23 protein-coding genes and 2 tRNA genes are annotated in these 23,720 nt (G+C 60.1%); 8 read left to right on the top strand and 17 right to left on the bottom strand.

Features of this window, described 5'->3' with window-relative positions:
• Positions 1 to 11: 11 nt before the first annotated feature.
• The 3 genes from AC13QE_RS23220 to AC13QE_RS23210 all read right to left on the bottom strand — a co-directional run bounded on the left by AC13QE_RS23220 (position 12) and on the right by AC13QE_RS23210 (position 2,939).
• Positions 12 to 1,328, bottom strand: coding sequence for an ABC transporter substrate-binding protein (locus AC13QE_RS23220; protein ID WP_112335307.1), 1,317 nt, complete (start codon positions 1,326 to 1,328; stop codon positions 12 to 14).
• Positions 1,329 to 1,474: 146 nt separating this feature from the next.
• On the bottom strand, positions 1,475 to 2,428 hold the full coding sequence (locus AC13QE_RS23215) for a sugar-binding transcriptional regulator (RefSeq protein WP_015341210.1): 954 nt from the start codon (positions 2,426 to 2,428) through the stop codon (positions 1,475 to 1,477).
• A gap of 55 nt (positions 2,429 to 2,483) precedes the next feature.
• Entirely contained in the window at positions 2,484 to 2,939 is a 456-nt protein-coding gene (locus AC13QE_RS23210; protein WP_113230873.1) for an RbsD/FucU family protein, read from the bottom strand.
• A gap of 216 nt (positions 2,940 to 3,155) precedes the next feature.
• Here AC13QE_RS23210 and AC13QE_RS23205 point away from each other — a divergent pair, with 216 nt between their 5' ends.
• The 6 genes from AC13QE_RS23205 (at position 3,156) to AC13QE_RS23180 (ending at position 9,665) form a co-directional block, all read left to right on the top strand.
• A complete protein-coding gene (locus AC13QE_RS23205; protein WP_488485441.1) occupies positions 3,156 to 3,815 on the top strand; it encodes a response regulator in 660 nt (219 codons plus the stop codon).
• On the top strand, positions 3,812 to 5,173 hold the full coding sequence (locus tag AC13QE_RS23200; protein WP_488485440.1) for an ATP-binding protein: 1,362 nt from the start codon (positions 3,812 to 3,814) through the stop codon (positions 5,171 to 5,173). The genes AC13QE_RS23205 and AC13QE_RS23200 overlap by 4 nt, the downstream gene beginning before the upstream one ends.
• Before the next feature lie 100 nt (positions 5,174 to 5,273).
• Positions 5,274 to 6,200: an ROK family protein gene (locus AC13QE_RS23195; protein ID WP_488485439.1), complete on the top strand. Its 927-nt coding sequence runs from the start codon at positions 5,274 to 5,276 to the stop codon at positions 6,198 to 6,200.
• On the top strand, positions 6,190 to 6,900 hold the full coding sequence (locus tag AC13QE_RS23190; RefSeq protein ID WP_488485438.1) for a copper homeostasis protein CutC: 711 nt from the start codon (positions 6,190 to 6,192) through the stop codon (positions 6,898 to 6,900). Before AC13QE_RS23195 ends, AC13QE_RS23190 begins: the two co-directional genes overlap by 11 nt.
• Positions 6,901 to 7,129: 229 nt before the next feature.
• Positions 7,130 to 8,011 (top strand): DUF6030 family protein, encoded by an 882-nt coding sequence (locus AC13QE_RS23185; RefSeq protein ID WP_488485437.1) that lies wholly within the window; start codon positions 7,130 to 7,132, stop codon positions 8,009 to 8,011.
• A gap of 208 nt (positions 8,012 to 8,219) precedes the next feature.
• Positions 8,220 to 9,665: a DHA2 family efflux MFS transporter permease subunit gene (locus tag AC13QE_RS23180; RefSeq protein WP_488485525.1), complete on the top strand. Its 1,446-nt coding sequence runs from the start codon at positions 8,220 to 8,222 to the stop codon at positions 9,663 to 9,665.
• A gap of 17 nt (positions 9,666 to 9,682) precedes the next feature.
• Here AC13QE_RS23180 and AC13QE_RS23175 read toward each other — a convergent pair whose 3' ends face one another.
• The 13 genes from AC13QE_RS23175 to AC13QE_RS23115 form a co-directional block, all read right to left on the bottom strand.
• Positions 9,683 to 11,233 (bottom strand): SpoVR family protein, encoded by a 1,551-nt coding sequence (locus AC13QE_RS23175; RefSeq protein WP_488485436.1) that lies wholly within the window; start codon positions 11,231 to 11,233, stop codon positions 9,683 to 9,685.
• A complete protein-coding gene (locus AC13QE_RS23170) occupies positions 11,233 to 12,504 on the bottom strand; it encodes a YeaH/YhbH family protein (RefSeq protein WP_015341219.1) in 1,272 nt (423 codons plus the stop codon). Before AC13QE_RS23170 ends, AC13QE_RS23175 begins: the two co-directional genes overlap by 1 nt.
• 18 nt (positions 12,505 to 12,522) lie before the next feature.
• Entirely contained in the window at positions 12,523 to 14,469 is a 1,947-nt protein-coding gene (locus tag AC13QE_RS23165; protein ID WP_015341220.1) for a PrkA family serine protein kinase, read from the bottom strand.
• A 334-nt stretch (positions 14,470 to 14,803) separates the two neighbouring features.
• A tRNA-Phe gene (locus tag AC13QE_RS23160) sits at positions 14,804 to 14,879 on the bottom strand.
• A gap of 196 nt (positions 14,880 to 15,075) precedes the next feature.
• Positions 15,076 to 15,291 carry a DNA gyrase inhibitor YacG gene (gene yacG / locus AC13QE_RS23155; protein WP_132717632.1) on the bottom strand — a complete coding sequence of 72 codons (216 nt, stop codon included), beginning with the start codon at positions 15,289 to 15,291 and terminating at the stop codon, positions 15,076 to 15,078.
• A 5-nt stretch (positions 15,292 to 15,296) separates the two neighbouring features.
• Positions 15,297 to 15,917, bottom strand: coding sequence for a Maf-like protein (locus tag AC13QE_RS23150; RefSeq protein ID WP_132717633.1), 621 nt, complete (start codon positions 15,915 to 15,917; stop codon positions 15,297 to 15,299).
• Positions 15,918 to 16,007: 90 nt separating this feature from the next.
• Positions 16,008 to 16,226, bottom strand: a complete 219-nt coding sequence (infA, locus tag AC13QE_RS23145; protein ID WP_004117876.1) for a translation initiation factor IF-1 — start codon at positions 16,224 to 16,226, stop codon at positions 16,008 to 16,010.
• 143 nt (positions 16,227 to 16,369) lie between these two features.
• Positions 16,370 to 16,852 carry an arsenate-mycothiol transferase ArsC gene (locus tag AC13QE_RS23140; RefSeq protein ID WP_132717634.1) on the bottom strand — a complete coding sequence of 161 codons (483 nt, stop codon included), beginning with the start codon at positions 16,850 to 16,852 and terminating at the stop codon, positions 16,370 to 16,372.
• A gap of 5 nt (positions 16,853 to 16,857) precedes the next feature.
• A complete protein-coding gene (locus AC13QE_RS23135) occupies positions 16,858 to 17,331 on the bottom strand; it encodes a UPF0262 family protein (RefSeq protein ID WP_015341224.1) in 474 nt (157 codons plus the stop codon).
• 3 nt (positions 17,332 to 17,334) lie between these two features.
• Positions 17,335 to 18,633, bottom strand: coding sequence for a histidinol dehydrogenase (gene hisD, locus AC13QE_RS23130; protein ID WP_488485435.1), 1,299 nt, complete (start codon positions 18,631 to 18,633; stop codon positions 17,335 to 17,337).
• A 58-nt stretch (positions 18,634 to 18,691) separates the two neighbouring features.
• Positions 18,692 to 19,135, bottom strand: a complete 444-nt coding sequence (locus AC13QE_RS23125) for a DUF2948 family protein (protein WP_488485434.1) — start codon at positions 19,133 to 19,135, stop codon at positions 18,692 to 18,694.
• A gap of 336 nt (positions 19,136 to 19,471) precedes the next feature.
• Positions 19,472 to 20,764, bottom strand: coding sequence for a UDP-N-acetylglucosamine 1-carboxyvinyltransferase (murA, locus tag AC13QE_RS23120; RefSeq protein ID WP_488485433.1), 1,293 nt, complete (start codon positions 20,762 to 20,764; stop codon positions 19,472 to 19,474).
• Positions 20,765 to 20,908: 144 nt separating this feature from the next.
• A complete protein-coding gene (locus AC13QE_RS23115; protein ID WP_112434503.1) occupies positions 20,909 to 21,103 on the bottom strand; it encodes a hypothetical protein in 195 nt (64 codons plus the stop codon).
• Positions 21,104 to 21,348: 245 nt separating this feature from the next.
• On the opposite strand from AC13QE_RS23115, the gene AC13QE_RS23110 reads away from it, so the two are divergent.
• A tRNA-Thr gene (locus AC13QE_RS23110) sits at positions 21,349 to 21,423 on the top strand.
• A gap of 161 nt (positions 21,424 to 21,584) precedes the next feature.
• On the opposite strand, the gene AC13QE_RS23105 is transcribed toward AC13QE_RS23110, so the two are convergent.
• Positions 21,585 to 21,992: a hypothetical protein gene (locus AC13QE_RS23105; RefSeq protein ID WP_132717636.1), complete on the bottom strand. Its 408-nt coding sequence runs from the start codon at positions 21,990 to 21,992 to the stop codon at positions 21,585 to 21,587.
• 631 nt (positions 21,993 to 22,623) lie between these two features.
• On the opposite strand from AC13QE_RS23105, the gene AC13QE_RS23100 reads away from it, so the two are divergent.
• Entirely contained in the window at positions 22,624 to 23,688 is a 1,065-nt protein-coding gene (locus tag AC13QE_RS23100; protein ID WP_488485432.1) for a D-alanine--D-alanine ligase family protein, read from the top strand.
• Positions 23,689 to 23,720 lie beyond the last annotated feature (32 nt).

The following is a 23,720-nucleotide window of genomic DNA, read 5'->3' as shown; positions in this document are numbered from 1 at the left end:
TTCGAAGGCCCTTACTTCGGATAGCCGGCCTTCTTCATTTCGCGTTCCGTCAGCTGCTGGGCAGCCTTCAGAGCCTGATCGACCGAGATCTGGCCGGCGAGAGCGGCCGAGAACTGTTGGCCGACAGCCGTGCCGATGCCCTGGAATTCAGGGATGGCGACGAACTGGACGCCGACATAGGGAACAGGCTTGACGGTCGGATGAGTCGGATCAGCCGAGTTGATCGAGTCGAGCGTCATCTTCGCGAAAGGCGCTGCCTTCTGGTAGTCCGCACTCGCATAGAGCGACGTACGGGTGCCGGGAGGTGCATTCAGCCAGCCTTCCTTCTGTGCAACAAGGTTGGTGTATTCCTTGCTGGTTGCCCAGGAGATGAACTTTTCTGCGATTTCAGCCTTCTTCGACGAAGCCGGGATGGCGAGGTTCCATGCCCAGAGCCAGTTGCCGCGCTTGCCGAGGCCCTTATCCGGAGCCAGAGCGAAGCCGACCTTGTCGGCAACCTTGGATTCCTTCGGATCGGAAACGAAGGAGGCAGCAACGGTGGCGTCGATCCACATGCCGCACTTGCCGGACTGGAACAGGGCCAGGTTCTCATTGAAGCCGTTGGAGGAAGCACCCGGAGGGCCGGCATCCTTCATCAGCTTGACGTAGAAGTCGAGGGTGTCCTTCCATTCCGGCTGGTCGAACTGTGCCTTCCACTTTTCATCGAACCAGCGAGCGCCGAACGAATTCGACATCGCCGTCAGGAACGCCATGTTCTCGCCCCAGCCAGCCTTGCCGCGAAGGCAAATGCCGTAGACTTCATGGTCCTTGTCGGTGATCTTGCGGGCCGCATCGGCAACGAAGTCCCAGGTCGGTGCGTCCGGCATCTTAAGACCGGCCTTCTCGAACAGGTCCTTGCGGTACATCACCATCGAGCTTTCGCCGTAGAACGGTGCTGCATAGAGCTTGCCGTCGGTTGTCAGACCGCTGCGAATGGCCGGGAGAAGGTCATCCACCGCATAGTCCTTGTCGGCAGAAAGCTTGTCGAGCGAGGCAAGCCAGCCGAGCTTGCTCCAGATCGGCACTTCGTAGGTGCCGATGGTCAGAACGTCGTACTGGCCGGCCTTGGTGGCGATGTCGGTCGTAACCTTCTGGCGCAATACGTTTTCTTCGAGCGTGACCCATTGAAGATCAATGCCGGGATTCTTGGCTTTGAAATCGTCCGTAAGCTTCTGCATACGGACCATGTCGCCGTTATTGACCGTCGCAATCGTGAGGGTTTCGGCAGACGCCAGGCCGGCGAACATCAGGGCCGAGCAGGCGCTCAGCAGTAAAGTTTTCAATTTCATATCTTCCTCCCAGAAGATTAAAAATGAGCATTCGCTTTGCTCGTGGGCAATTACTCGCTCCTTGCGACAAAATGTCAATGCAGATTCGTTGCTGCATTGCCGAGCAAGCACCCTATCCTTTTGTTTTTATGAGTTAAATTTTTTGCTCACGCCTTGAGCAAAAATTCGGCAACTGCCTCGTCCGTGATCAAACCGTTGATCTGCTGACCGACGACGGCCGCCTTGATCGCCTCGAATTTGCGCCGGCCCTTGGCGATTCCGATGACGCTGCAGGTATCGCGTGACGGCAAGGGCGCACTGGCGACGCGCTCGTTGACATCGTCAGGCATGAGCTTGCCATTGCCATCGAAAACCCATCCGCAGATCTCGCCGGCAGCGCCCCGGTCCATCAGGGCAAGCATCTCATCTCTTTCAAGGAAACCGTCGAGGCAGAGCGGCGCCTCGACACCCATCTCGCCGATGCCAACGAAGGTCACGTCGGCCTGCGCGCTGATATCAAGCGTCGAGCGCACCAGTGCCTGCGCATGCAACAGTTCGCGCTCCTCTGCGGAAGACACCAGTACCGGCAGCGGCATCGGAAAATGCCGCGCCTTGACGACGTCGGCCATGCTGAAAATGACGTTGTAGTAGGCGGCCGAACCGTCGGGGCCGATATTGCCCGTCAGCGACACCACCCGGTGCTGCAGACATTCGATCGCCGGCAGCTGATCGACCGCAGCTTTCAGCGTGCGCCCCGTGCCGATCGCCAGCACGATCGGGTCGGGCCGCCGCAGCCAGCGCTCGATTTCGGCAGCACCCGCTTCGGCAATGCCAATGGTGGAGGATGTGCTGTCTGAATCGCTCGGCACGATATCGACATGCCGCAGATTGAATTTCTTCTTGAGCTCTGCTGCATATTCCAGACACGCGGCGATCGGATGGTCCAGCCGGACCTTGATCAGCCGCTCGGCGACGGCAAGCGACACCAGCCGCTGGGCCGACTGCCTGGATACTCCCATCGCGACGGCGATTTCGTCCTGCGTCCGGCCGGCAACATAGTAGAGCCAACCGGCTCGCGCCGCATCATCAAGCCGTCCCTGGGAATCCAGCTTTCTCGCCATCGCCTTCCTTTATCGAAACAGCGCCCTTGCCGCCATCCGGATCAAGCGTGCCTGATCACTCAGCTTCCGGCGGGATGACGCCCTTGGTCAAGGTAAAACAACCGTAGAAACGGCGCTCACCGGTCTGAATGACGCAAAAGGCATCCTTGGCACGCTCATAGAAGGCAAAACGCTCGACCGGCGTCAGCGGCCAATGCTTGCCCTCGGCCTTGTCGATCACGGCCTGGACTTCACGCTGCACCTGCGGCACCTCATCCGGCGCACCAACCACTTCCATGCGTGCCGCCGCATCATCGATGAAAGTATCGAGCGGCATCAGCGACAGGATTGCCGCAACCGCATCGGCAGACGACACGTTGTCGATGCGCAGCAGCTCGCCCAGAACGGTCTGGCTTGCCACCGATTCGGCGGGGAAATTCGTGTCGACGACAGCGAGCATATCGCCATGCCCCATGGACTTGAGTGCGTAGAGCACATCCGCATTCAACAGCGGGGAAATTCCCTTCAGCATGACCGAGATCCTCCGATAGCCTCCGGCGGCACCCGTGCCGCCTCGTTCTCCGCACAAGTAACCATCGCGTTTCTGTCTGTCCATAGGTACCGGGAACGTTTTCGCTGTGTTAGCGAGCCATGAACTGTGCATCCAGCCATGGCTTATTTCAGCCGTTATTGACCCGATAGGTTCGTCGGCATTAACTGAAGTACGTTCAACGGTTGAGAGGTGCAGGTGCGCATTCTTGTGGTGGAGGACGACGACACGATCGGCGGTGCGGTTCGCGACCATATCGCGGCAGGGCCTCACGCCGTGGATTGGGTCAAGAACCTGGCCGATGCGGAAGAGGTCACCAACGCCGTGCAATACGGCCTCGTCCTGCTGGATCTGCAACTTCCGGACGGCAGCGGCATCGATTTCTTGAAGCGGCTGCGCCGCAGGCCGGATGAAACCCCCGTCATCATCCTGACGGCACGCGACCAGATTTCCGACCGCATAGAGGGCCTGAACAGCGGTGCCGACGATTATCTCGTCAAGCCGTTCAATCTCGGCGAACTCACGGCCCGCATCCTGGCGGTTGCCCGACGGTATGCGGGCAGCCCGCAGCCGACCCTGCGTTTCGACGACCTGGAAATCGATCAACCGCAGCGCCGCGTCAAGCTGGCAGGCAAGGATGTTATCCTGACCGGCCGGGAATGGGCCGTGCTCGACCTGCTGATCACGCGACCGGGCGCCATTGTCTCCAAGGACAAGATAGAGGAAGCGCTCTATGCCTTCGGTTCCGAGATCGAGAGCAATACGGTGGAAGTTTATGTGAGCCGCCTGCGCAAGAAGATCGGCAAGGACCGGATAAAGACGGCCCGCGGTGTCGGCTATTGCCTGGGCGAACGATGATCGAGGCCAAAACCGCGAGCCGCGCCAGCATCACCCGGCGCCTGATCACGGCGCTGACCGGCACCGTCGTCATCTTCTGGCTGATCGCGGTCGGCATCGGTGTTTATGTCGTCAACAAGGAACTCTCGGAAACCTTCGACGGCGCATTACAGGAAACCGCCGAGCGTCTACTGCCGCTGGTGCTCGACGATCTCGCCAACCGCGACCATTCCGGCGATCCCCAGAGCCTGGAAGCGCTCAACAAGGGGCTGAACCGCGAATATCTGACCTACCAAGTGCTCGATGGGAACGGCAAGGTCATCCTGCATTCCCACGATGCGCCTCCAACCGCCTATGAGGTGCCGCTGACAATCGGCTTCCACAATACATCACGATACCGGATCTACACCGAATCCTCGGCTGATGGGACGATCTTCCTGCATGTCGCCGATGCCTTCAAGAATCGCCGCGAGGCATTGCGCGAGAGCGGCGTCGCGCTGCTCTGGCCGCTGCTGGCGCTCATTCCGGCGAGCATCATCGCCATCGGCATCATCGTTGGCCGATCGCTGCGACCGATCGACCGCCTACGCTCCGAGATCGCCACCAAGGACGGCGGCAACATGGCGCCCCTTGAGAGCGAAACACTGCCGCTCGAACTGCAACCGATCGCCCGCTCCGTCAACCTGCTGCTTGAACGCCTGCGGCTCGCCCTTGAAGCGGAGCGGGAATTCACCGCCAACAGCGCCCATGAGCTGCGCACTCCGATTGCGGGAGCGCTTGCCCAGACGCAGCGGCTGATCGCCGAACTGCCGCAAGGGCAACTGGCGGAACGCGCCGGCCGTATCGAAACGTCTCTCTCCAATCTCGGCCGGCTGGCGGAAAAGCTGCTGCAGCTCTCCCGTGCCCAGGCCGGTATCGGCACCGGCGACAAACCGGCCGATCTTACGGCCGTCATCGAAACCGTCATCGGCGACTACGACCGCGATACCGGCACGGCAGGCCGCGTCCTGTTGGAGAACAAGACTTCGGGAAAATTGCTCCGCAATGTCGATATCGACGCCTTTGCGATCGTGATACGCAATCTGATCGAAAACGCTTTGATCCACGGCCCGGCCGATGAGGAAGTGACGGTCAGCGTTGACGACCGCACCGTCCGGGTCGTCAATGGCGGCGCCGTGCTGTCCGCCCATGAGCTTGCCGGACTGAAGAAGCGTTTCTGGCGCGGCAAGACGAAAGCGGCGGGCTCAGGCTTGGGATTGTCGATCGTCGAGCGCATCGTTGGCCAGATCGGCGGTCATCTCGATCTGCTCTCGCCGGCGACCGGCAGAACCGATGGCTTCGAAGCAAGAATCACCTTGCCGCTTAAGACAACGGATTGACGGCTGCCGGCCCGGGAAGGATTGGCCCCACCCGATTGATCTTGCAAAGACCGGCAAAGGGTGCGAGCAAGTGCGCCATGTTACCAGCGGGTCGATATCCATGATCGTTTCCTTCGACATCGGCGGCAGCGCCATCAAAGGCGGCATCGCCCGCTCCATGACGGATATCGTTCCGCTGGCGCGGCGCCCGACACCCAGGCATGACTTCGCCGAATTCGTTGCCGCCCTGCGCGACGTGATCGCAGAGGCGGAAGGCACGCCGGATTGCCTGTCCTTCTCCATCGCCGGCGTGGTCGATCCCGATACGCAGGCGCTCACCTGCGCCAATATTCCCTGCATTCACGGCCGGCACCTTGCCGCTGACCTCGAAGCGGAACTCGGCTATCCCGTTCTGATTGCCAACGATGCCGATTGTTTTGCCATGGCCGAGGCCAATTCCGGCGCAGGCCGCGGCCATCGCATCGTGTTCGGCGCCATTCTCGGCACCGGCGTCGGTGGTGGCCTTGTCGCTGATGGCCGGCTGGTCAATGCAACCGGCGGCTTTGCCGGGGAATGGGGCCACGGCCCGATCATCGCCTGCTTCGCTGGCAATCCGCCAGTTGCCATTCCCGCCTATGCCTGCGGCTGCGGCCAGAAGGGCTGCGTCGACACGGTCGGTGGCGCCCGCGGCATCGAACGCCTGCACAAGACGCTTCACGACCTGGAGCTTTCCAGCGAAGAGATCATCGGCGACTGGCTGAAGGGCGAAAGCTGCGCGGAACGCACGATCGACGTGATGGTCGATCTGGTCGCCTCACCGCTGGCGCTGACCATCAACATAACCGGCGCGACCATCGTGCCCGTCGGCGGCGGCCTCTCCAACGTCGAACCGCTCCTGGCACGACTGGACGAGGCAGTACGTGCCCGCATTTTGCGCAAGTTCGGCCGGCCGCTCGTCGTGCCGAGCGAGTGCAAACTGGAACCGGGCCTCATCGGTGCCGCCCTGCTGGGCCTGCAATATGCCGGAAAGCCTATCCATGCTGCTTGAGGTCTGCGTCGAAGATATTGCCGGCCTCAAGTCCGCCGTCGAGGGCGGCGGCGATCGCATCGAGCTTTGCAGCGCACTTCCTTTTGGAGGGCTGACGCCGAGTGCCGGGCTGATGGCCGCAGCGGCGAGGATGCCCGTCCCGGCATACGCCATTATCCGTCCGCGCGCTGGCGGCTTCGTCTACTCGGCGGATGAACTTGACATCATGAAGCGCGACATCGATACGGCGCGAGCTGCCGGGCTGCCGGGTGTCGTACTCGGTGCCTCCATGCCGGATGGGCGACTTGATGTTGACACGCTCTCGGCTCTCACCGCCCATGCGGAAGGCCTCGGCAAGACGCTGCACCGCGCCTTCGATCTGGTGCCCAACGTCGAGGAAGCCGTCGATATCGCGATCGCCCTCGGCTTCGAGCGCATCCTGACATCCGGCGGCGCAAAGACCGCGGCGGAAGGGCTCGCCATGCTCGAACAGGCGATTGCAGCCGCCGCCGGTCGTATCTCCATCATGCCCGGCTCCGGCGTGACGCTTGCGACGGTCGGCCAGTTATGGCCGCGCCTCCAGATCAGCGAGATCCATTCTTCCTGCTCGGCACCCGTCTCCGAGACGGATGAGCGAGCCATCACCCTTGGCTTCTCCGCGCCATCGGCCCGCCGCACGGATGCCGCCACCGTCAAGGCACTCAAGGTATATTTCGCGTAGAACAGACTACACAGGAACGTGCTGCGGTTCTGCGACAAGAATACGCAAAAAGCCGGAAAAACCGGCTGCGCAAGATCGCGGTCCGCTTTGAGCAACATCATGAATTGACAAAGAAACATTAGAATGATCAATCGTTCATAAACGCATATGCTGTAGTCATGAACATGGCTGCGCAACATACAGTTATTGCAGCAAGTAAGTTTCCTCGGGAGTAGCTGTGATCTGAACCATGTCGGTGGCGCCACCTCGCAAGAAAAGCAGAGCTGTCTTTTGGATTGCCGCCGTTGTCATCGGTTCGATCGTTCTCGCAACCGCGCTCCTGGCTAACGATATGCGCAATCTGCGGGCGCTGGATGATCGTTATCATCTCAATCTGTTTCCGAAACCGGAACAACACGCAGCAGCGCCGACGGCGCCCGTGCAGGAACAGCAGCCATCTCACGCAGCCACGCCTCCGGCAGCGGCGCCAAAGACATCGGCCCCGGCATCAAGCAGCGTCCGCGTCAAGCCGGCGACCGTCATCGCCAAGCCATTCGTCAAGAAGAGATCCCATCTGCTGGACGAGCCTATCGACGCGCTGCTGAGTGCCTTCGTGCGAAGCTGGCGGATATCGGGCCAGACGCTTTGCGCTGATCTCCAGAAATTCGGCCTATCCGTGGGCGAATGGCGGCAAAGCGAGCTAGGCGCCGGCACTTCGGAGTGCAGCTATGCCGTCCAGAAGGGCGCCTATGGCGATCCCAAGGCGGCTTCCTTCTTCATCATCGCCAGGGGCAAACCATCAGGCGAAATCGATGCCATCCGCATCAAGGTCATCATGCCGGACAATGACGACGGAAAGGCCATTGCCGGCACTTTTGTCGATACTGTCGTGCTATTGCTGAACGAGACCCATTGGTTGGACTTTCAGGCCGCGCTCGAGGCAATCGGCAAACTGCAGGACGTGACGCTGCAAGCCTTCGGCGCCAAGCTTGCCTTTTTCAAGGAATTCCAGAGCAACAACAATTTCAATCTGCAGCTGGAATTGCGCAGAACCTCGCCGGAGCAGCTCCGAACCGCGATCGTCTTCGACAAGGCACGCTGGACATTGCCCTCTCCCCCATCGACCAACTGATCATATGGATTTCCGGGGATTCAAAAGGCCGTGTTCCTGTTGCACCGCGCCCGGGATGATGCTCATATAGGCGACGATTCCGATGGCCGGCGGATCACCGGCCGCCAGCACCATGTTTCCCGAGAGCACGAGGCGGTTTCCGAAGGGATCCATGCAAATCGTCAAACGCGCCGGTCCCCAGCCGGGCGTTGGAAAGCCGTTACATTCCATGGATTCGATAGATCCCAATCCGCAGGGTCAGACTTTTGCGGTCGAACGCAATCCCCGCCTGCGCTACATCATCCCCGCCGTGGTCGCCGTCGCCTTCCTGATGGAGCAGCTGGATTCGACCATCCTCGTCACCGCCGTTCCCGATATCGCCAAGAGCCTCGATACGACGCCGCTTCGCATGAATCTGGCTGTCACGACCTATATTCTGACGCTTGCCATGTTCATTCCGGTGAGCGGATGGTTTGCGGATCGCTTCGGCGCCCGGCGCATCTTCACGCTTTCCCTCTTCATCTTCACGATTGGCTCGATCCTCTGCGGGCTGGCGACCAGCCTGCCGATGCTTATCGCCACGCGCGCGCTGCAGGGCTTTGGCGGCGCCATGATGACGCCGGTCGGGCGCCTCATCCTCATCCGCAGTTTCCCCCGCAGCCAACTCGTGACTGCCATGACCTACATGACCCTACCGGCCGTCATGGGGCCTGTTATCGGCCCGGTGCTCGGCGGCTTCCTGACGACCTATCTGTCCTGGCGCTGGATCTTCTGGGTGAACCTGCCCTTCGGGCTGATCGGCATGGTCATGGCGCTGCGCTATGTCGAGGATACCGAACGCGACGCGACGATCAAATTCGATTTTCCCGGCTTCGTCATGGTCGGCCTCGGCTGCGTGCTGCTGCAATACGGCATCGAAAATATCGGCCGCCCGACAATCCCCGGCTGGGCTATTGTCCTCACGCTTGCTGCAGCGGGCCTGCTGCTCTTCGGTTTCATCCGCTACGCAAAAACGGCGGCATCGCCAGCCGTGGATCTCACCCTCTTCAAGCTGCGCACCTTCCGCATCGGCACCCTTGCCGGCGGCATCTGTCGTGTCGGGCTGAATGGCGTGCCCTTTCTGCTACCGCTGATGCTGCAGGTCGGCTTCGGCTTGAGCCCGATCGTCTCGGGCACGCTGACCTTCGTCAGCGCCCTGAGCGCGCTTGCCGTGCGGCCGGTTTCGGCAAAACTGCTGAAGCTCTATGGCTTCGATCGTATGCTGACCTGGAGCGCCGTGTTCGGCGCTGCCATCGTCGCCGGCTTCGCATTGATCACGCCCGACACGCCGCACTGGTTCATCATCGTCTATGTTTTCATCTTCGGGCTGGCGCGGGCCGGACAGTTCATGACGTCCAATACCCTGTCCTATTCCGATACCCCGGCGGCACAGCTCAGCCGCGCCACCAGCTTGGGCGGCGTGCTGCAGCAATTGAGCGTCAGCTTCGGCGTCTCCATTGCCGCCATGCTGCTGGGGCTGGTGACCTTGGATGGATCGCCGCTGACGCCGGAGAAATTCCACATTGCATTTTTGCTGATGGCGGTCATCCCGCTGCTCGGTATTCCCGGCTTTCTGAAGTTGCAGCCTGAGGATGGTGTGCAGGTGAGCGGCCACCAGCGGCTGCCGAAGACATGAAACAGGGATAGAGGCGTTTACGCCGCAAGCGCCGAAGACCGTGGATGCACAAGATGATCGCGAAGCACCGTGCCGGAGCGGTCGACTTCCTGCATCAGCACATCGTAGCTCCAGAGATCGGCTAGGTGCTGCAACACGCGCTTGGCATCCATATCGTCGAGCATCGCGCCGTTCAGCACCGTATGCTTGACCAGCAACCGCCTGTCGCCGGCAAGATCGACATCGACGATCTCGATATGCGGATCGATCCAGCCGACATCATATTGCCGCGACAGCTCGCGGCGGATACGCCGGTAGCCGCGCTCATCATGAATGGCTGCAACCCTCAGCCCCTCCTCCTCCTCGGGATCATCCGTCAGCTGGAACATGCGCATCTTGCGCATCAGGTGCGGGCTGAGGAACTGCGCAACGAAACTCTCATCGCGATAATTGGCCCAGAGATCGCGCAGCACCGCCATGGCATCGCCGGTGCCGGCGATTTCCGGGAACCATTGGCGATCCTCCTCCTCCGGCTTCGTCACGATGCGCTCGATATCCTGCATCATGGCAAAACCGATCGCGTAAGGATTGAGGCCGGAATAACGGGGATCGTTGAAGGTCGGCTGGAAAACCACGTTGGTATGCGATTTCAGGAATTCCAGAAAATCGCCGTCGCCAATGCCGCCGAGCTCGTGCAGCCGCGTCATGATGCGATAGTGCACATAGGTCGCCGTGCCCTCGTTCATCACCTTGGTCTGGCTCTGCGGATAGAAATATTGCGCGACATGCCGCACGATGCGGATGATCTCGCGCTGCCAGGGTTTCAGCCGCGGCGCCATCTTTTCCAGGAAATAGAGAATGTTCTCCTGCGGCAGACCGGCCAGCGCACGCCGCCGCTCCAGATCGAGATCCTGTGTCTTCTTGCCCGGCCCGGCCGGAACCGTGCGCCAGAGATCGTTGAAGATCTTCTCGTCATATTCGCGCCGCTCACGCTCGCGCTTCTCCTCGTCGCGCAGGTCAGGCGTCTTTTTTCCCGCATAGCGATGCACGCCATGCGACATCAGCGCATGGGCGGCATCCAGCGTGCGCTCGACGGCAGCGTGGCCATAGCGCTCCTCGCAACGAGCCACATAGCTCTTGGCGAAGTTGAGATAATCGAGAATGCCTTCGGCATCGGTCCAAAGCTTGAAGAGATAATTGTTCTTGAAGAAGTGATTATGGCCGAAGGCGGCATGCGCGATGACGAGCGCCTGCATCGTCGCGCTATTCTCCTCCATCAGATAGGAGATACAGGGCGAGCTGTTGATGACGATCTCATATGCAAGACCGCGCAGGCCCTTGCGATAGAAAGCTTCGTGATGGGCGAAATGCTTGCCGAAGGACCAATGCTTGTAGAATAGCGGCATGCCGATCGAGGAATAGACGTCGAGCATCTGCTCGGCAGTGATGATCTCGATCTGGTTGGGATAGACATCGAGACCAAGCTCGCCAACGGCGATCTTCTCGCAGGCATCGTGAATTCGCTGGATGGTGGCGAAATCCCAGTCCGCGCCTTCGAAAAGCCGCTCCATCGATGCCTTCTTTGCCATCATCCGCTCCTTGTTTCCGCCGTCCGGCGCTGGAAGAGATCGTGGAAGACCGGATAGATCTGGCTGCGATCGCTGACACGCCGCATGGAAAGCACCGGCCAGCCTGCCTGCAGCCGTTCGTAGAGCGACCAGATCGCCGAGCCGGACGAGATTGCGACGCTGCGCGATTCCCCCACTTCGAGATAGGCGAAATATTGGCAGACGGGCAGGATTTCGCTCGTCATCAGCGCTGCCGTCGTTGCATTGTCGGAATAGGCATTGTCGCCATCCGACGCCTGCGCGGCGTAGATGTTCCAGTCGGAGGCCGGGAAGCGGTCCCGCACGATCTGCCGCATCTGTTCGAGCGCGCTCGAAACCTGGGTGCCGCCGGTTGCCGGGCTTCGGAAGAAGGTCTCCTCGTCCACTTCCTCGGCAACATCAGTGTGGCGAATGAAGACGATCTCCACGCGGCGATACTGCCGGGTCAGGAAAATATAGAGTAGCATATAGAAACGCTTGGCGAGATCCTTCATATGCTCGGTCATCGAACCGGAGACGTCCATCAGGCAGAACATGACGGCTTGCGCCACCGGTTTCGGCTCGTTCTCGAAACGGCGATAACGGATGTCGATCGGGTCGATATAGGGAATGCGCCGGACCTTCGATTCCAGCCTCTTGATCTCTTCTTCGAGCTGTGCGCGGCGCTTCTCGTCCGTGCACTCCTCGGCCTCCTCGATGAGCTTCTCGACCGTTTCCGGCTTCGGGCGATGCAGCGCGACGCGGCGCATCATCGCAAGCCGCATCGTGCGGTTGATGGCAAGATTGGCGGGAGATCCCGTCACCGAATAGCCTGAGCGCACCGGGTTGATCTGATCCGCCGACATCAGGCGGCGCTTGGCAAGATCGGGCAATTCGAGATCATCGAGGAAGAGATCGAGGAACTCATCCCGTGTCAGGATGAAGCGGAAGGCATCCTCACCGGAGCCGTCACCACCAGCGCGACCCTTGCCGCCGCCACCTTCGGGCCGCGGCAGAACATCGCCTTCGATGAAGTCCTTATTACCGGGAAGGATATGTTCCTTGAGGCCCTCGGGGCCACGATGGAACCGAGGTTCCTCGGTTCCATCCAGGGGAATGCTGACTTCGCCACCCTTCAGAATGTCCTGAATGTCGCGATTTTGAGAGGATTCATAGACCGCTCTCTGCACCAGCGCTTTTGCTCTTCGCAAAAATCGTTGACGATTTTCCAGACTTTTTCCGCCTGGGTTCAGGCGTCTGTCAACAATGTGCATTCCTTCTTCCTTGGTGGCTCATCCCGCCTGTTTCACACGCATGTACCATTCCACAAGGCGCCGGACCTGCCGTTCGGTGTAACCCCGCGCGACCATCCGCTCGACGAATTCGCCATGTTTCTTCTCCGTCTCGCCATCCTTCTTGGAACCGAACGAGATGACGGGCAGAAGGTCCTCGACCTGCGAGAACATCCGCTTTTCGATGACTTCACGGATCTTCTCGTAGCTGGTCCAGGACGGGTTCTTCCCGCCGTGGCTCGCTCGTGCCCGCAGGCAGAACTTGACCACCTCGTTGCGGAAGTCCTTCGGATTGGCGATGCCCGCCGGCTTTTCGATCTTGGTGAGCTCCTGATTCAGAAGCTCGCGGTCGAGAAGTTGGCCGGTATCCGGATCCTTGAAGTCCACATCCTCGATCCAGGCGTCAGCATAGTCGACATAGCGATCGAAGAGGTTCTGGCCGTAATCCGCATAGGATTCCAGATAGGCCTTCTGGATCTCGTTGCCGATGAACTCTGCATAACGTGGTCCGAGTTCGCTCTTGATAAACTCGATATAGAGCTTTTCGGTTTCAAGCGGCAGCTGTTCACGGCGGATTGCCTGCTCCAGCATGTACATCAGATGCACCGGATCGGCACCGACTTCTGTCGTATCGTAGTTGAAGGTCGCCGCCAGCACTTTGAAGGCAAAACGGGTGGAAGCTCCATCCATGCCTTCGTCGACACCGGCCGTATCGCGATATTCCTGCACGCTGCGCGCTCTCGGATCGGTCTCCTTCAGGCTCTCGCCGTCATAGACCCGAAGCTTGGAGAAGGCGGTCGAATTCTCGTGCTTGGAAAGCCGCGTCAGAACCGTGAAGCGGGCGAGCGTCTCCAATGTCGACGGCGCGCAGGGCGCGTCGCTGAGCTCGGATTCCTCGATCAGCTTCTCATAGATCTTCTGCTCCTCGGTGACCCTGAGGCAATAAGGCACTTTCACCACGCAGATGCGGTCGATGAATGCCTCATTGTTCTTGTTGGCCTTGAATGTCTGCCATTCCGACTCGTTTGAGTGCGCCAGGATAATGCCGGAAAAGGGTATCGCACCGATATTTTCCGTACCGATGTAATTGCCTTCCTGCGTCGCCGTCAGCAGCGGGTGCAGCATCTTGATGGGCGCCTTGAACATTTCGACGAATTCGAGAATGCCCTGGTTGGCACGGTTCAATGCCCCGGAATAGCTATAGGCATCCGGATCGTTCTGCGCGAGACTTTCGAGCTTGCGGATATCCACCTTGCCGACCAGCGAGGAGATGTCCTGGTTGTTCTCGTCGCCCGGTTCCGTCTTGGCGACGGCGATTTGCCGCAGCCTCGAGGGCTGTATCCTGACGACGCGAAAGCGGGAAATATCGCCTTCGAACTCTTCCAGCCGCTTGAGGCACCAGGGGCTCATGAGCCCAGTCAGACGCCGGCGCGGAATGCCATAGCGCTCCTCGATCATCGGCCCCATGGTGACGGGATCGAACAGGCTGAGCGGGCTTTCGAAGACCGGGCTCAGCTCGTTTCCGGCCTTCAGCACATAGATGGGATGAACTTCCATCAATGATTTCAGCCGCTCGGCAAGCGATGACTTGCCGCCGCCGACAGGCCCGAGCAGATAGAGGATCTGCTTGCGCTCCTCCAGCCCCTGGGCCGCATGTCGGAAGAAGGCAACGATGCGTTCGATCGTCTCTTCCATGCCGAAAAAGCCCGAAAATGCCGGATAAGTCCGGATGGTCCGGTTCATGAAAATACGCCCAAGCCTTGTATCCTTGGCCGTATCGATCAGCAGTGGTTCGCCCATGGCTGCCAGTAGCCGCTCTGCCGCATTTGCGTACATGAGCGGATCATCCCGGCAGGCTTCCAGGTATTCTGAGAATGACATCTCGACTTCGCGCCGTGCTTCAAAAGTACGGGCGAACGTGTTGAACAGAACATCGTTGTTTAACATGGCGCCTCGGTAGCTTGCTATTGCAATTAACGCCGGCTTTTACGAGATCACTTTATCCCGCTGTATCTAAAGTGCGGTATGACTCGTTTCGAATCAATAGGTGATCTGTCAATAATTCGTACGCTTGATTCCAAATGTCATCAATATCTTGATGGGGTCATGCACCGATTTAATGAAACGCAACCATGAAGTTGTTGTGGTGAAGCAACACATCCAATGGTTACGCAACCTCAATCGGCCTGTTGCCGCATATTCTCGCAAATACACGATCGCGGCGAGGAATTGATCGAAGCCAGCGTCAAGCTTCATTGTCCGCATGATTGGGGAGAAAAGATGGTGCCCAGAGCCGGAATCGAACCAGCGACACGCGGATTTTCAATCCGCTGCTCTACCAACTGAGCTATCTGGGCATCCGTGCTTCGCGTCGAGAGAAGAGCCTTCGAAGGCGCTGGGCGGTTGGTTCACCCCGGAAGCGAGCGGGGTTATAGCATCTTGTTCGGCCATGTCCAGCCGCAAATGACTCTTTTTTGACAGGAAATCGAATTTTGCCAATTCGCGAACAAAATGAAGAGGTTCGCAACATCGAACCTCTTTGGAAAACCTCATTCAGTCCTGATCGGAGCCGTCGGCCTTCGCCTCGTCCTCGGTCACGGGAATGGCATAGGAGCCATTGAGCCACCGCGAGAGATCGACGGAGCGGCAGCGATCCGAGCAGAAGGGGTAATGCTCACGCAATGAAGGGCGGCCGCATTCCGGACAGGGACGCGTCTTTCGCAACGGCTCGACCTTCGAACCGACCTTGATCTCTTCAGCCTTCGTCATGACGACTATCCTTCCTGCCATCCGGCGTGGACATCGAAGCCCTCGCCTGCCAGCAGCAGCATGGTTTCATAAAGCGGCAATCCGACGACATTGGTGTAGGAGCCGACAAGTTTCTGCACGAAGGAACCGGCAAGCCCCTGAATCCCATAGGCCCCAGCCTTGCCGCGCCACTGGCCGGAGGCGAGATACATGTCGATATCGCGGCGGGAGAGACGCTTGAAGCGAACTTTGGTCTCGACGACCTTTTGCCGCGCCTTGCGGTCCGGCGTGATCAGGCAGATGCCGGTATAGACGACATGGCCGCGGCCGGAGAGCAGATGCAGGGCCGCAGCCGCCTCGTCGACAAACTCCGCCTTCGGCAGGATGCGCCGTCCGACAGCGACGACCGTATCGGCCGAAAGGATATAGCTCCCCTGCCAGGCGGCATCGCTCTTGATAGCCGCAAAGGCTGCATCACCCTTCTCCGTCGAAAGCCGCCGCGCCAGCGAGCGCGGATGCTCCGATTTCTTCGGCGTCTCATCGATATCCATCGGCATGAGACGCGCGGGCTCGATGCCTGACTGATGCAGGAGCTCGACGCGACGTGGCGATCCGGAGGCCAGTATCAGCTTGTGTTTCAACGCCATCAGATCTCGACCTGTCATGCGGGAATGAGAGCCGGCTCCGGAGCATGATGCCGAAAATGTCGGCGGCATCCAGCTCCAGCGAGCGGCGGACTACTTGAAACGGTAGGTGATGCGGCCCTTGGTCAGGTCGTAAGGGGTCATTTCCACCAGCACCTTGTCGCCGGCCAGAACGCGGATGCGGTTCTTGCGCATGCGGCCCGCAGTGTGGGCAATGATCTCGTGCTCGTTTTCCAGCTTCACGCGAAAGGTCGCGTTCGGCAGGAGTTCGGTGACGACACCGGGAAATTCGAGGACTTCTTCTTTCGGCATTAAAGCTTCTTTTCCTGTCGGTTGGGGCCAGCGCCCATGCCAAAAAAGCGGGGGTCGCCGGAAATTTGCGCGGAAACTACACAATCGCCGCGGTTTTGTGAACCACGTTGATAAGGGTTTCTGCATTTGTTTCATTCGCAGCTCTAAAGCGAGCCGCGATGTTCCACCAGCCTGCTCTCGATCAGGCCTAAAAGATAGTCCCTCACGCCGCGATAGGCATCGAGAATCTGCTCGCGCGTTCCGTCCGTGGCGGAGGGGTCTATCGTCGGCCAATAGATGACGTCGACGGCATTAGCCCGCGTCAGTTCCAGCGCGGCGTGATGCGCCTCGGGAGAGAGCGTGATGATGACATCGAAGAAATCGTCCTCCAGCTCCTCCATGGTCTGCGGCTGGCGCCGGCCGAGCGAAAGCCCCATCTCGGAAAGCACGACATCAACGAAGGGATTGCGCTCGCCGGCACGCACGCCGGCCGAGGCGATATAGGTGCCCTGCGGTAGCATCTGCCGAGCGATCGCTTCGGCCATCGGCGAACGGATGGTATTCAGGCCGCACATGAAGAGGATGGCGCCGGGGGATTTGCCCCCGGACAACCTGCCATTGTGCTCGATCGCCTGCGGCTCGTCCATGGCAGTCACCCGCGCCAATAGAGCACGCAGACGAGCGTGAAGAGCCGGCGCGCCGTATCGAAATCCACGCTGATCTTGCCGTTCAGCCGGTCCATCAGCGTCTGGGAGCCTTCGTTGTGGATGCCGCGCCGGCCCATGTCGATCGCTTCGATACGGCTTGGCGTGGCCGAGCGGATCGCCTCGTAATAGCTCTCGCAGATCATGAAATAGTCCTTCACGATCCGGCGAAACGGCGTCAGCGACAGAATATGGGTGGCGACAACGCCGCCATCTTCCATGCGGATGTCGAAGACCAGCTTCTGCTCGACCAGCGACAGGTTCAGCAGATAAGGCCCGCCCTCGTGTCCGACGGGCGCGAAGCTGTTTTCCTCGATCAGGTCGAAAATGGCGACGGCGCGTTCATGCTCGACATCCGGCGTCGAGCGGCCGATCGTGTCGTCCAGAACCACGTCGCTCAGCCGGAAGACGCCCTTTGCCATGCCTTACCCCTCGAGATTGAGGCGGATCGCGACCGACCGCGCATGTGCATCCAGCCCTTCGGAATTGGCAAGCGCGATCGCCGCCGGCCCGAGTGCGCGGAGCTGCTCCGGCCCAAGCCTGAGGATCGAGGTGCGCTTGACGAAATCGAGTACCGAGAGCCCGGACGAGAAACGCGCCGAGCGGGCCGTCGGCAGCACATGGTTCGAGCCACCGACATAATCGCCGATCACTTCGGGCGTATGACGGCCGACGAAGATGGCACCGGCATTGCGCACACCGGCAAGCAATGGCTCGGGATCGTCGACCGCAAGTTCCAGATGCTCGGCCGCGATTCTGTTGGCAAGCGGTATCGCCTGCTTCAGATCGGAGACTAAGATAACGGCGCCGAAATCCCGCCAGCTCGCCGCCGCCGTCTGCGAGCGGCTCAGCCGCTTCAGCTGTCGCTCGACCGCCGCCTCCACCGCCCTGCCGAATTCAGCATCGTCGGTGATCAGGATGGATTGCGCGCTTTCGTCATGCTCAGCCTGCGCCAGCAGGTCGGCGGCGATCCAATCCGGGTCGTTGTTCTTGTCGGCGATGACGAGCACTTCCGACGGGCCGGCGATCATGTCGATGCCGACGGTACCGAACACCTGGCGTTTGGCTGCGGCCACATAGGCATTGCCGGGGCCGGTGATCTTGTAGACGGGTTTGATCGTCTCCGTGCCATAGGCAAGGGCCGCGATCGCCTGCGCACCGCCGACGCGATAGATTTCCTCGACGCCGGCCATACGCGCCGCGGCAAGCACGGCCGGATTGACGGCGCCGCCCGTGGCCGGCACGACGATGACGATGCGCTCGACGCCGGCGACCTTGGCCGGCACGGCATTCATCAGCACCGAGCTCGGATAGCTCGCCGTGCCGCCCGGCACGTAGAGGCCGACCGCTTCGATCGCCGTCCAGCGCGATCCCAGGCCGACGCCGAGATCGTCCTCGTAGATATCGTCCTTCGGCAGTTGCCGGCGGTGATGCGATTCGATGCGGGTGGCGGCGACCTTCAGCGCGCCGAGGACTTCGGCCGGAACGGCCGCGATCGCAGCATCGATCTCGGCTTCGCTGACGCGCATCGGCGTTACGGCAAAATCGACGCCATCGAATTTTTTGGAATAGTCCGCAAGGGCTGCATCGCCGCGCGCCCGCACATCCTCGATGATGCCGCGCACGACCGCATTCACATCCTCGGACACTTCCCGCTTGGTCGTCAGGAATGCGGCGAACTGCTGCTCGAACCCTTCCGACGCCTGATCCAGCCAGATAGCCAAACTGATATTCCTCTTTCACTGCGGCCGCCTGCGGCGGCAAAAATCCAACCGTCGCTATCTATTCGCCCGCGTCGGGATGTCGAGGCTTATGGACCGTTTCCCACGCGCCGCCGATATCCGCAAGCTGGGCCTCGATGCATTCGACATCGAGCGCAATCGTAGCATTGGCAGCAAGGGCAAGCTCGATCGTGCCGTCTGGCCCCTCGCCCTTCTGCTCGAAACGGATCGCAAGCAGCGACAGAACTTCGTCGCGGTTGCGCCGGTCGAAGCCGTTGGAACGCACGGCCTGCACGCGCTTGAATACCAACGCCGAACGATGGCGTTCGTAAGGCTTGCTGCGCTGGTCCGACTGCTCCCAGACGAAACGATTGGCTGCGAGCGAGAACTGCTCCTGCTTTGGCGCAAAGGACATGTCGCCGACCTTGAAGACGCTATCCTGCATATAGGCAGAAATGACATCCAGGTCCTCGGTGTCGAGTGCCATTAGCTTGAGATCGCTCATTCGTCCTTTTATCCCTAATCGCGCCACTAAAGCGTTTCTGCTTTTCTTCGAATCGCGAAAACGCCCTATCCTTTTATTCTCTCGCAATTCCGGACGGAAAACCGCTACACACTTTTCCCGGAATTGCTCTAGAACGCCCAGCAAAACACGATTGCCGAGGTTTCTCCATTCTGGACATAAAATGCGAGCGCAAAAGACGCAACCGAAGAAAGCGGGCTTGCCCGCTCTCTTCGCGCCGATGGATGGAAATAAGCCCGATCATCCAAAATGCTGTCGCGCTTTTGCGACAGCGGAATGCTGAAAACCGGAGAACTGTTCGGCGAGAACGCGACGAACTTAGTCGCTGATGCGCTCGACGATGGCGCCGCAGCGCGTCAGCTTGTCTTCCAGCCGCTCGAAGCCGCGATCCAGGTGATAGATGCGCGACACCAGCGTCTCGCCTTCGGCGGCAAGGCCGGCGATGACGAGCGAGACGGAGGCGCGAAGGTCGGTCGCCATCACGGGCGCGCCCTTCAGCTTCTGCACGCCTTCGACGCGGGCGGTCTGACCGGAAAGAGAGATCTTGGCGCCGAGGCGGGCGAGTTCCTGCACATGCATGAAGCGATTTTCGAAGATGGTCTCGGTGATGTTCGAGACACCCGACGAGCGGGTCATCAGCGCCATGAACTGCGCCTGCAGGTCGGTCGGGAAGCCCGGGAACGGATCGGTGACGACGTCGACCGGCTGGATGCCACCGCCATTTCGCATGACGCGGATGCCGTTATTGGTCGGCGAAACCGTGGCGCCGGCGCGGCGCAGGCTTTCGAGCGCCGTGTCGAGCAGCGCGACATCGGTATTCTCAAGCGTGACGTCACCGCCGGCCATGGCAACCGCCATGGCATAGGTGCCGGTCTCGATACGGTCGGGCAGCACGCGGTGACGCGCGCCGGAGAGCGAGGTGACGCCCTCGATGGTGATCGTGCTCGTGCCGGCGCCGGAAATCTTGGCGCCCATGGCGATCAGGCAGTTGGCGAGATCGACAATCTCGGGCTCGCGGGCCGCATTGCCGATGACGGTGGTGCCGCGGGCAAGCGTGGCGGCCATCATCAGCACATGCGTCGCGCCGACGGAAACCTTCGGGAAGTCATAACGGGCGCCGATGAGGCCGCCCTTCGGCGCGGTGGCATTGATATAGCCGCCGTCGATTTCCATGGTGGCGCCGAGCGCCTGCAGGCCTTCGATGAAGAGATCGACCGGGCGCGTGCCGATGGCGCAGCCGCCGGGCAGCGAGACGCGCGCCTGACCCTCGCGGGCGAGCAGCGGCCCGATGACCCAGAAGCTCGCGCGCATCTTGGCGACAAGCTCGTAAGGCGCCGTGGTATCGACAATAGTGCGGCAGGTGAAATGGATCGTGCGGGAATAGCCGTCTTCCTGGCGCTCGCGCCGGCCGTTGACGGCGACATCGACGCCGTGATTGCCGAGAATGCGCATCAGGAGCTCGACATCGGCGAGATGCGGCACGTTTTCGAGCGTCAGGGTATCGCTTGTCAACAGCGAGGCGATCATCAGCGGCAGGGCGGCATTCTTGGCGCCGGAGATCGGAATGATACCGTTGAGCTCATTGCCGCCGACAATCCTGATACGATCCATATAAGCAATACGGGCGAGGCCCGCCTTTCCTGATAGTTCCGAGCGCCCAGGTTGCGGGCGCCAGGTTTCGTGCACCTTGGTAAAAGGCGCTCTTTAGACGAAATAGATTAACGCATCAATTCGTTTGATGATGGGCGACATCAATCATTGCGATTCGTCCCTTTTTGCGGCGGTTTCAGCACTATCCACAGGCTTTGCGGCCGGCAGCCCATCCGTCTCGTCGGCCTGGCCTGCGCGCCGCGCCCTCACCTGCTGCTTGCGCCGCGACAGGTTCTCCCGCAGCTTCTGCGCGGCACGCTCGCGCCGCCGATCCGCTTCCGTGACCTGCTTGCCGCCCACGGGCTCGCCCGCCTCGCCGCCGCCCCCGCTTGGAGCAGAACCGCCCTGCAAAGCCTGCCCTTCATCGATTTTCGTCTTGTCCGCACCCATGGCTTCCTCATAGCGGAAAACCTTAGGCGCCAAAAGACCGACACATTTTTTCCAACGAACTTTCAAAGAACTTGCAATTTGCGGCTTGCACTCCGCCCCGACCTATGGCAATAGCCGCCTCGCCCAACACGGCGCACCAAGCGGCGCCACGGATTGCTGCTATAGCTCAGGGGTAGAGCACTCCCTTGGTAAGGGAGAGGCCGAGAGTTCAAATCTCTCTAGCAGCACCAGCCACACACCCGATATCTTTATGCCTTCGACGGAAGCACTCTCGTTTGCCTGATCGGCGCCGCGAGACCGAGTAGTGTCCATCACGTATATTGGCTGAGGCATCGCGTGGATGTGATCAAGCAGGGTACTGCGGTTCTGTCTTCAGAGATAATCGAAGGCTCTATGACTTATTCGCCACATACTTCTCGCCGACATCAAGCAAGTGTTTCGCGGATTGGCAAAAAGCGTCTTTTTGCCCTTGCGTCGGGTATGTCATTGATGAAACTGCGCCCATAACGATGAATGCCTTCTGTCCATCGTCGGTCTTTAAAAATGTATCGGGCGCCACAACCGTCGCGAGCTTTTTAGATGGCGGTGGGTTATTACAAGAATTGGCGGCAAACAATCCAACAATATAAGCGGACTGAATCGGAAACTTAGTGCTGTAGATAGAAAATTCGCGCATCAGACGATCATGGTCAGTAAAAATTGCCGCCACATATTGCTTCATCTCTGGGGAGAGCTCATCGGCGAATGTCGGGCAAGCCCCCCATACAAGCGCACCGCATACGATAAGTAACTTCCGCATTTTACCTCCGACACCAACCGCATGCGCCCACACGCATAACGCGATCCACTATTTCGCCAATTGCGCAAACGGTCAACGTGCTTTTCCGCCGATTAGAGCGGAAAACATATCTTTCTGATTGTATCGACATGAAAGACACATCTCGATCACCTGCTGTCATGCCAACGAAGGTTTTATGGAGTTCATTTCCAACCCATTTTGGCTCTGCTTACAGGGTTTGGCGGCACCATTTTTCAATAAGTCTATTAACTTTATCCAGCAACCGCGACGTTGGTGTCTGATCGTATAATGACCTTAATAAGCCCTACGAAAAACCCCGCCAGCAAACGCCAACGAGGCTCTTCAGATCGCAACAGTGCGAATTCTTAGAACTTTACGCCGATGCCGACGACGTGGCCTTGATGCCGAGAACATCCTTGTCACCCAGCACCTTGATGAAGCAGCGCGTCGCGGTCCAGCCACCAGTTGGGTAGATGAGCGTGCGGTCGAAAACATAGTCGAGGCCGGCGCGGCCTGCACCGATAATATTCGTGCCATCCTCATTCCTCCACCACCCTTCCCCAATTCCGCTGCAATCCCCCGTTTAAACCCTTCTCCCATCACATCCATCTTGGCGGGGAGAAAAGCCTCAATGTCGAAACTACGCGTCGCCGTTCTGTTTGGCGGTCAGTCCAGCGAGCATGAGGTTTCCGTCATGTCGGCCCGCAATGTCGTCAAGGCGATCGATGGCGGGCGATATGAGATCGTGCCGATCCTGATCGATCGCGGCGGGCGCTGGCTGCTGGTGGAGGAAAAGGGCGGCGTGCTGCCGGAGCCGATTGCCTATGAGGGCCGGCAAGTCTGCCTGGTGCCGGGCGGCAAGGGGCGGCTGCTGGCGCTGGAGGGTGCTGGCGCGCGCGAGCTGCCTGCGGTCGATGTGCTGTTTCCGGTGCTGCATGGGCTGAATGGCGAGGACGGTTCCATTCAGGGTCTTGCCCAGATCGTCGGCCTACCCCTCGTCGGCTGCGGCATTCTGGGCTCGGCCAACGCGATCGACAAGGATATGGCAAAGCGCCTGCTGCGCGAGGCCGGCCTGTCGGTGGCGCTCTCCCTAACGCTGACGCGCGGCGACAAGCCTGATTTCGATGAGATCGTGCGCACGCTCGGCTCCCCCGTCTTCGTAAAACCCACCCGCCAGGGCTCGTCGGTCGGCGTCAGCAAGGTGCAGGATGCCGCGGCGTTCGAGAGCGCGCTGGCCGAGGCCTTCCGGCATGACCGCAAGGTGCTGGTGGAAGAATTCGTGCGCGCCCGTGAGATCGAATATGCGGTGCTGGAGCAGCCGGATGGCACGCTCTTCGTCTCCGTGCCGGGCGAGATCGCCACGGCCGCGACCCACGGCTTCTATTCCTACGAGGCGAAATATCTCGATCAGCATGGCGCCGTCGTCACCGTGCCGGCGGATATTCCGGCCGAGACGGCAGAGGTGCTGAAGCGCATGGCGGCGGATGGCTTTCGCGCGCTCGGATGCGAAGGGCTGGCGCGCGTCGATTTCTTTTTGCGGCCGGATGGCAGCGCCGTCATCAACGAGATCAACACCATGCCAGGCTTCACCAATATCAGCATGTATCCCAAGGCCATGGGCGCCTCGGGCATTTCCTATCCAGAGCTTATCAGCCGCCTGATCGAGCACGGGCTTGCGCGGGCGCGGCAGGGGTAATGCAAAGGGGCGGCTGGCTTTAATGCAGCCCG

It is taken from the genome of Martinezella sp. CNPSo 3957, from assembly GCF_057784395.1.
This window is presented reverse-complemented; position numbering and strand designations above follow the sequence as displayed.